Origin of the sequence: Priestia sp. TGN 0903, from assembly GCF_050846855.1 — a bacterium.
In the GTDB taxonomy this organism is placed as follows: domain Bacteria; phylum Bacillota; class Bacilli; order Bacillales; family Bacillaceae_H; genus Priestia; species Priestia zanthoxyli.
The window spans coordinates 116786-124786 of the sequence record NZ_JBOZGL010000009.1 but is presented as its reverse complement, the minus strand read 5'-3'; the positions used below and the strand labels follow the sequence as shown (position 1 = coordinate 124786).

Annotated in this window: 6 protein-coding genes and 1 tRNA gene; 6 read left to right on the top strand and 1 reads right to left on the bottom strand. The window is 37.7% G+C overall.

Annotation, left to right across the window (positions count from 1 at the left end; translation table 11 throughout):
* Positions 1–78 precede the first annotated feature (78 nt).
* The 3 genes from ACRPLY_RS23555 (at position 79) to aceA (ending at position 3295) form a co-directional block, all read left to right on the top strand.
* Positions 79–150, top strand: a tRNA-Glu gene (locus ACRPLY_RS23555).
* A 209-nt stretch (positions 151–359) separates the two neighbouring features.
* Positions 360–1619 (top strand): M48 family metallopeptidase, encoded by a 1260-nt coding sequence (locus tag ACRPLY_RS23550; RefSeq protein ID WP_033578011.1) that lies wholly within the window; start codon positions 360–362, stop codon positions 1617–1619.
* 392 nt (positions 1620–2011) lie between these two features.
* On the top strand, positions 2012–3295 hold the full coding sequence (gene aceA / locus ACRPLY_RS23545) for an isocitrate lyase (RefSeq protein ID WP_028412422.1): 1284 nt from the start codon (positions 2012–2014) through the stop codon (positions 3293–3295).
* A 195-nt stretch (positions 3296–3490) separates the two neighbouring features.
* On the opposite strand, the gene ACRPLY_RS23540 is transcribed toward aceA, so the two are convergent.
* Positions 3491–3727: an IDEAL domain-containing protein gene (locus ACRPLY_RS23540; RefSeq protein ID WP_028412421.1), complete on the bottom strand. Its 237-nt coding sequence runs from the start codon at positions 3725–3727 to the stop codon at positions 3491–3493.
* A 176-nt stretch (positions 3728–3903) separates the two neighbouring features.
* Here ACRPLY_RS23540 and ACRPLY_RS23535 point away from each other — a divergent pair, with 176 nt between their 5' ends.
* The 3 genes from ACRPLY_RS23535 to fabG all read left to right on the top strand — a co-directional run bounded on the left by ACRPLY_RS23535 (position 3904) and on the right by fabG (position 7986).
* A complete protein-coding gene (locus tag ACRPLY_RS23535; protein ID WP_098999233.1) occupies positions 3904–5883 on the top strand; it encodes a S9 family peptidase in 1980 nt (659 codons plus the stop codon).
* A 164-nt stretch (positions 5884–6047) separates the two neighbouring features.
* Entirely contained in the window at positions 6048–6665 is a 618-nt protein-coding gene (locus tag ACRPLY_RS23530; RefSeq protein ID WP_028412419.1) for a TVP38/TMEM64 family protein, read from the top strand.
* 580 nt (positions 6666–7245) lie between these two features.
* Entirely contained in the window at positions 7246–7986 is a 741-nt protein-coding gene (gene fabG / locus ACRPLY_RS23525) for a 3-oxoacyl-ACP reductase FabG (RefSeq protein WP_014461644.1), read from the top strand.
* Positions 7987–8001 lie beyond the last annotated feature (15 nt).

The window sequence follows — 8001 nt, the reverse complement described above, 5'->3', positions numbered from 1 at the left end:
CCACAGTAGCTCAGTGGTAGAGCTATCGGCTGTTAACCGATCGGTCGTAGGTTCGAGTCCTACCTGTGGAGCCATACTGGCCCGTTGGTCAAGCGGTTAAGACACCGCCCTTTCACGGCGGTAACACGGGTTCGAATCCCGTACGGGTCATCTCAAAAGCAGTTTGCATATGCAAACTGCTTTTTTTGTTTGTAAACAGAGTTTAGACAAAAGAATAAACTCTGTTTTTCGTTTTTCTATGATTTTCTCTTCACAATTTGCATTTCCTATAGCACATCTCTAAACGCTTGTTCTAAATTTCGAAAAAAAACCTACAATAGTAATAACAGAATACTGTTTGTACAAAAGGAGGGGAATGCGTGAAAAAAATTGTTTTGTGGTCCATCGGAGTTTTTCTTGTGTATGCAGCTTGTATATGGGTGTATTTATTTTATATAAGTGACACCTCTATTCCACAATCATTAAAAGGTACCAGCGTGGATCCGGCTACGTTTATGAATGCAAGAGAACTTATGTTAACCGAAAAATATTCAAAGATTAGAGATGCGCTCTTTTTTATCCGAATTCCATATGAGTGGTTAGGGTTTATTTTAATTTTAGTGTTAGGTGTGTCTAAGAAAGTGAATAAGTGGTCTAAAGACGTCAGTCGTTTCAGTCTTCTCCAAACTGCTATTTATGTATTTTGGTTATCTGTTCTGCTGCTGATCTACTCTTTTCCTATGGACTGGATTAGCTATAAGCTTTCAACGGCTTACCATATTACGACGCAACCTTTCCAAGGATGGATGAAAGATCTTTTTACAGATTTTTGGGTGAACTATGCCACGATGTTTTTAGTGATTGCTGTGTTGTATGCATTCATTCGTAAGTTTTCAAAAAGATGGTGGCTGTATGCGTGGCTAGTATCTATTCCATTTACGCTATTTTTGACGTTTATTCAACCAGTGGTTATCGATCCGTTATATAACGATTTTTATCCATTAAAGAATAAAGAGCTGGAGACGAAAATTTTGCATTTAGCAGATGAAGCTCATATACCTGCTAAGCATGTATATGAAGTAAACATGTCTGAAAAAACGAACTCTCTCAATGCATATGTAACGGGAATAGGTTCTAATTCAAGAATTGTGTTATGGGATACTACTCTTAATAAATTGACGGAACGTGAAATTTTGTTTATCATGGCGCACGAAATGGGTCACTATGTGAAGAAACATATTTATGTAGGGATTGCTTCAGCCTTAGTTTTATCGATTGTAGGTTTATGGCTAACGAAACATTTAGCTAGCTTTGTGATTAAGAGATGGGGGAAAGCATTAAAAATCACTTCTCTTAGTGATTTAAATTCATTACCGCTTATTCTACTTATTTTTTCTGTGCTCACATTTGCTGTAAGTCCTTTAACAAATATGCAGTCGCGTCATCATGAACTTCAATCTGACACGTACGCCATGGACTTAACAGGAGATAAACAAGCTGCTATTAAAACATTTCAGGATTTAACAAAATCAGGACTGTCCCAGGTGAATCCGCCGTATTTAGTGAAAATTTTTCGATATGGTCATCCAACAATATTGGAAAGAATTTCATTTGTTGAGAAGTATGAAAGAAATGAATAAGTGATATAAGAAAAAGTAAAGGATATATGAAGCCTTTTATACGTAGGTATTAATAGAAAAGCCTCCTTGCGAGTAGGAAAAAAATTCTAAAAGGAGGTTTCATTTTCGAAAGTACTGTTATATAATAACGTATGTAAAATAAAAACTGTTTTATAACAATAGGGAGGAATAGTTATTTGTGATTGAAAAGATAGCAGTCAAACTTATCAGCGTATATTCACCTCAGCAAAGTCTTACTACATGTCCTTCAACTATTTACTTATTTCATCTACGTTCTTACTAACACTATGGCAAACTGCTAATTTACTTCATCATGAAACAGACATATTCTCACTGCTGCGTTTTATATTTTTATGAATATAGAATTTTAAATTCATTAGGGGGTATAAAGAATGAAAGAGATTCGTGTAAAAAACCTTGAAGAGAACTGGAAAAGCGATGAGCGTTGGAAAGGAATTGAACGTCCATATTCTGCAGAAAAAGTCATTGGACTGAGAGGATCCATTGATATTGAACACACGCTTGCTAGAAGAGGGGCCGAAAAGTTCTGGAACTTATTAAAAACAGAGCCATACGTTCATGCATTAGGAGCTTTAACAGGAAATCAAGCAGTACAACAGGTAAAAGCAGGGTTAAAAGCCATTTATCTCAGTGGATGGCAAGTAGCTGCAGATGCAAACCTTTCAGGAAATATGTATCCTGATCAAAGTCTATATCCAGCAAACAGCGTGCCGCATGTTGTGAAACGAATCAATCAAGCGCTGCAGCGTGCCGATCAAATTCAGCATTTAGAAGGAGAAGGAGATATTGATTACTTTGCTCCAATTGTAGCAGATGCAGAAGCAGGGTTCGGAGGACAGTTGAACGTATTTGAATTAATGAAAGGAATGATTGAGTCAGGAGCATCTGCGGTACACTTCGAAGATCAATTGTCATCTGAGAAAAAGTGTGGTCATCTTGGCGGCAAGGTATTGCTTCCAACTCAGACAGCTGTGAAAAACTTGATTGCTGCTCGTTTAGCTGCTGATGTAATGGGTGTTCCAACACTTCTGATTGCTCGTACCGATGCTGATGCCGCTGATTTAATTACAAGTGATGTTGATCCTGTAGATCGCCAGTTTATTACAGGTGAACGCACCGCTGAAGGGTTTTATCGCACGAGAGCCGGAATCGATCAAGCTATCGCTCGTGGCTTAGCATATGCGCCATATGCTGATCTAGTATGGTGTGAGACGTCTGAACCAAACTTGGAACAGGCACAAAAATTTGCAGATGCTATTCATGAAAAATTCCCAGGTAAAATGCTTGCTTATAACTGTTCACCATCTTTCAACTGGAAGAAAAAATTAGATAAGAAAACGATTGAAAAGTTTCAAAGAGAAATCGCAAAAATGGGCTACAAATTCCAATTTGTTACGCTTGCTGGCTTCCACGCTTTAAATCACAGCATGTTTGAACTGGCACGAGGCTATAAAACAAGAGGAATGGCAGCTTATTCAGAGTTACAAGAAAGAGAGTTTGCTAGTGAAATAAATGGATATACTGCTACAAGACATCAGCGTGAAGTAGGAACGGGTTATTTTGATGAAGTGGCGCAAGTAGTTTCCGGTGGGACTTCCTCTACAACAGCTTTAAAAGGTTCAACAGAAGAAGAGCAGTTTCAGGCGCATAAATAACAAAAAATCTATGAGTGGAACGGTTGTTTACTTCCACTCATAGAAAAAATCCTAACAAAAAAGATTCTTACATCTGTAAGAATCTTTTTTTATGTAGTAAACACGATTTAACAGACAGCTGTTCTTCCTGAGAAGAAAGGTTCTGCCTGTTAAACGTACATATAAATCATTAACATGAATGAACTTCTTGAAATATTAAGTAGATGTTTGAAGTAAGGATTGGTACTGTGCTGATAGCTCATAAAAAGCAGTTTCATCACGTTGATCTAATGCCGTGTTAATGTTTGTTTCTAACAGTTCTTTTTGACGCTTAAAAAGCGATTCATCAATTACCATTTCGATATAAACATCCAACATACTCACAGTATCAATTACTTTTTTCTTGCGAGCGAGGGACTTCATCATTTCCGTGTACGATTTTTCATTGTTCATACCTCATCACCTCTGCACCCTTTTTATTATTATATAGATTAAAAGAAGAAAAAACAACTAATTTTCTAAATTTTTAGATTTTTATTTTTAGAAATGATAAAGTAAGAGGGAAACGCTACTTTCGTTTTTATCGATTGGCTATTTGGTTTAAAAATGAATCCTTGGGGGCGAAGAAATTGAATCATGTAAAAAAGCGTACGGTAACGGTAGAGGATTTGTATGAATTGAAGTCTGTGTATAACCCTCAGATTTCTCCAGATGGAAAAAGTGTAGTTTATACGGTTCGAGAAACGAAAAAAATAGAAAACGGTTATGAGACGCAGCTGTTTATGTTAGATCTTGAAACAAAAAAAACAAAGCAATTGACGTATTATAAAGGAAATAATCACTCTCCTGCATGGTCTCCTGACGGCAGGTGGATTGCTTTTTTATCAGATCGCAGTCAAACCGTTCAGCTCTATCTATTAGCAGCGACAGGCGGGGAAGCAGAAGCACTCACAGATTGTGAAAAAGGCGTTAGTAATCCCGTATGGTCTCCTTATAGTGACGAAATTATGTTTTCTACAAAAGTGGAAGAAAAAGCTGTAAGAGTTGAACAAAATCATGAGCATCCTCAGCCATACGAAGTGGAACGTTTGTTGTATAAATCCGATGCTAGCGGCTATTTAAAAGGTGAATATACGCAAGTTGCGGTCGTTAAACTTAAAAATAAAGAAGTGACGTTTTTAACGGATGGACCTTATCATCACTCTGTAGGATGCTGGGCCCCTGATGCAAATTCAATTGTATTTTGCAGCAGCCGAGGAGAGAATCCGGATTTATCGTTAACCATGGACGTGTTTATTTTGCATCGTGATACTAAAAAGTTAACATCTATTACAGCAGAAACAGGATATTTTCATCAAGTTTCGTGGTCACCAGATGGGTCATACATAGCTTACATTGGAAATGAACGTACATACGGATCGGCTTCAATGAATGACATATATATTTATCAGGTCTCCAATCAAAAAACAGCTTGTATCACTGCAGGTATAGACTTAGAAATAGGAGATATGGTAGCAGGAGATTTTCACTTTGGAAGAACCGCAGCGGGAATTATGTGGAGCAGTAAGGAAGAATTTTATTTTGTCGTAAGTGAAAAGGGTTCTGTAGGCATATATAAAGGAAATGTAAATGGAAAGTTAGACTCTGTGCTTATGGATAATGCTCACGTATACGGGGTATCTGTTCTTCCCAACGGTGAGGAAGCTATCGTAGCAATCAGTACATTTACACATCCCGGAGATCTTTATTCTTTAAATTTAAAAACAGAGGAACTAGTGAAGCTGACAAACGTTAATGATTCATTTTTAAAGCATGTGCAGTTAACGGAAGCAGAATCTTTTTGCGCGACTGCCACGGACGGTATACATATCCACAGTTGGGTCGTAAAAGCGGCTGCTGCCAACGATGTATCTCCAACCATTTTAGAAATTCACGGAGGTCCGCATCTTATGTATGGTCATACATTTATGTTTGAATTTCAAGTGCTTGCATCAAAAGGGTTCAATATCCTCTTTTCTAATCCAAGAGGCGGAAGAGGATATGGTCAAGCCTTTACAGATGCCGTTCGAGGAGATTACGGAGGCATGGATTATATGGATTTGATGGCAGTAACCGACGAAGCAATTAACCGCTACTCTTATATTAATGAAGATAAACTTGGCGTAACAGGAGGAAGCTACGGAGGATTTATGACAAACTGGATTGTAGGAAGTACAAATCGGTTTAAAGCAGCGGTGACGCAACGGTCTATTTCAAATTGGACGAGTTTTTACGGCGTTAGTGATATTGGCTATTATTTTACCGAATGGGAATTGAAAGCTGATATTTATGAGAATCCGGAAAAACTCTGGAACCACTCGCCGCTTCGTTTAGCGGAGAACGTGAAAACACCGCTGTTAATCTTGCATAGCGAACAGGATTATAGATGTCCAATTGAACAAGCTGAACAGCTTTATGTGGCACTAAAAAGAAAAGATAAAGAAGTAGAATTTATTCGTTTTCCTCAGTCTAACCATGAACTTTCTAGAAGCGGTAAGCCTAATTTACGAACGGCGAGACTAAAATATTTAACCAGCTGGTTTAAACGTTATTTGCAGCAGTCTAAGTAAAAGCACATGTTGTTCTAGAGGTTCTGTTCGTGTAAGTAAGGGCTGGCTATATGGCAAGCGCAACAGGGCAGGAAAGATAAAACGCTGTAAAACTTTTGTTTGGTAAAGGAAAGTAGTACAATAAGTGAAAAGTAGCACAGTTGTTTAAATAAGGAGAACATTCGATGGATTTTGAAACATTAAAGCATTATTTGACATTAGACGGCGTCCTCGAGTTATTAAAACAATATCAATCATTTGGGATCATTCCCGGACTGCTGTTGCCTATTTTAGAAGCGTTTATTCCTATCTTGCCGCTTTTTGCGTTTGTAATGGCTAATGCTGCTGCCTTTGGCTTATGGTTAGGCTTTTTAATTTCATGGATCGGGAGCTGCGTTGGATCACTGCTTGTCTTTTTGATTTTTAGAAAATACGGACAGGCGAGGTTTTTACATTTTATCAGCCGCCATGCGCAAATTCGAAAGATTATGATTTGGGTGGAAAGACACGGTTTTGGACCGCTGTTTATTATGCTTTGTTTCCCTTTTACGCCGTCTTCAGCGATTAATGTAGTAGCTGGACTATCACGTGTCAGTATGGCTCAGTTTATGCTTGCTGTATTAGCGGGTAAAATGGTCATGATATTTATGATGAGCTTTATTGGGGCCGATTTTGTTTCATTTGTGAAACAGCCTTTAAAAGCAGTACTTGTTTTAGTGATCATTTTTGTCCTATGGCTTGTTGGAAAGCAAATTGAACGAAGATTAAATGAAAAATCTAAAGTGAAACAGTATGACAAATAGTTTGTTTATATATAACAAATAGTGATGAAAGACTGCTTTTTAATAGGCAGTCTTTTGTTATACATACAGCAGAAGAGGGTATTGTAAACTATGGAAAAACCTTTTCTTATAGGAATACAGCAGCATTTTTGAAAGGCTTTTTGCCTTTTTCTTAAAGAAGTTATTTGTCTGTTTATTCGGTTGGTAGAACAATGCACATACAGAGTATCTGTCTAGTAATGAACAAGTTTTTTGTTTATCAATTGTGAAAAATATGCTAAAATAAAAGAAAAAACTGGGAATAAATTAGACGTCTATTCCTAGTTGCACCTAAGTAATGAACCCTTTGTTTTCTAGAGATATACATGTTTTTTCTCAACATGTATTATCACCTCATGTATTTCAAAACGTTTTCTTAAAAATTATATGAATGATTTTTGAGCTTGACTACTAAGATGTAAGTAGAGGGATCATTACTAGAAAAGCACCGAATGATCATTAAGACGTGCTTGGCGTCGTTTTGAGGAGGGGAATGCGCTACTAAGATTCAAGCGACTTGCTGATTAATCGTTGTTAGTAAGCGTCTTATAGCGCGGGTGACATGAGATTAAAAGATAAAGTGGCAATTATTACGGGTGCAGCAAATGGGTTAGGGTTCGAAGCTTCTCGAATTTTCGCACAAGAGGGTGCAAAGGTCGCTATGGTTGACTACGATGCAAAAGTAGGAGAAGAACGAGCAGCTCAGCTAAAAGAAGAAGGCGGAGATGTAGCATTCTTTCAAGTAAACGTAGCGGATCGAGACAGTGTAGATGCAATGGTAGAAGAAGTCGTGAAACGCTTCTCTAAAATAGATATTTTAATTAATAATGCAGGTATTACCAGAGATGGAATGCTAACTAAATTATCAGTTGAAAATTTTCAAGCGGTCATTAACGTAAACCTTACAGGCGTTTTTCACTGTACGCAAGCCGTTGTACCGCATATGATTGCTCAAGGTAAAGGGAAAATTATCAGCACATCTTCGGTATCCGGCGTATATGGAAATGTTGGTCAAACAAACTATGCGGCGACAAAAGCCGGCGTAGTGGGAATGACAAAAACATGGGCTAAAGAGCTTGGGCGAAAAGGAATTAATGTAAACGCTGTAGCTCCCGGGTTTATTGAGACGGATATGGTGAAGGCGATGCCGGACAAAATCATTGATCAAATGAAATCCACTATTCCTTTACAAAGGTTAGGTCAGCCTTCTGACATTGGTTATGCTTATCTTTATTTAGCCTCTGATGAGTCCAACTATATTAACGGCACAACACTGCATGTAGATGGTGGAATCATGATGTAAAAGTAGAAAATAACT

Coding starts and splice junctions, on each gene's coding strand:
- ACRPLY_RS23540 (WP_028412421.1), bottom strand. CDS start 3,727: ATGAACAATGAAAAATCGTACACGGAAATGATGAAGTCCCTCGCTCGC.
- ACRPLY_RS23530 (WP_028412419.1), top strand. CDS start 6,048: ATGGATTTTGAAACATTAAAGCATTATTTGACATTAGACGGCGTCCTC.
- aceA (WP_028412422.1), top strand. CDS start 2,012: ATGAAAGAGATTCGTGTAAAAAACCTTGAAGAGAACTGGAAAAGCGAT.
- fabG (WP_014461644.1), top strand. CDS start 7,246: ATGAGATTAAAAGATAAAGTGGCAATTATTACGGGTGCAGCAAATGGG.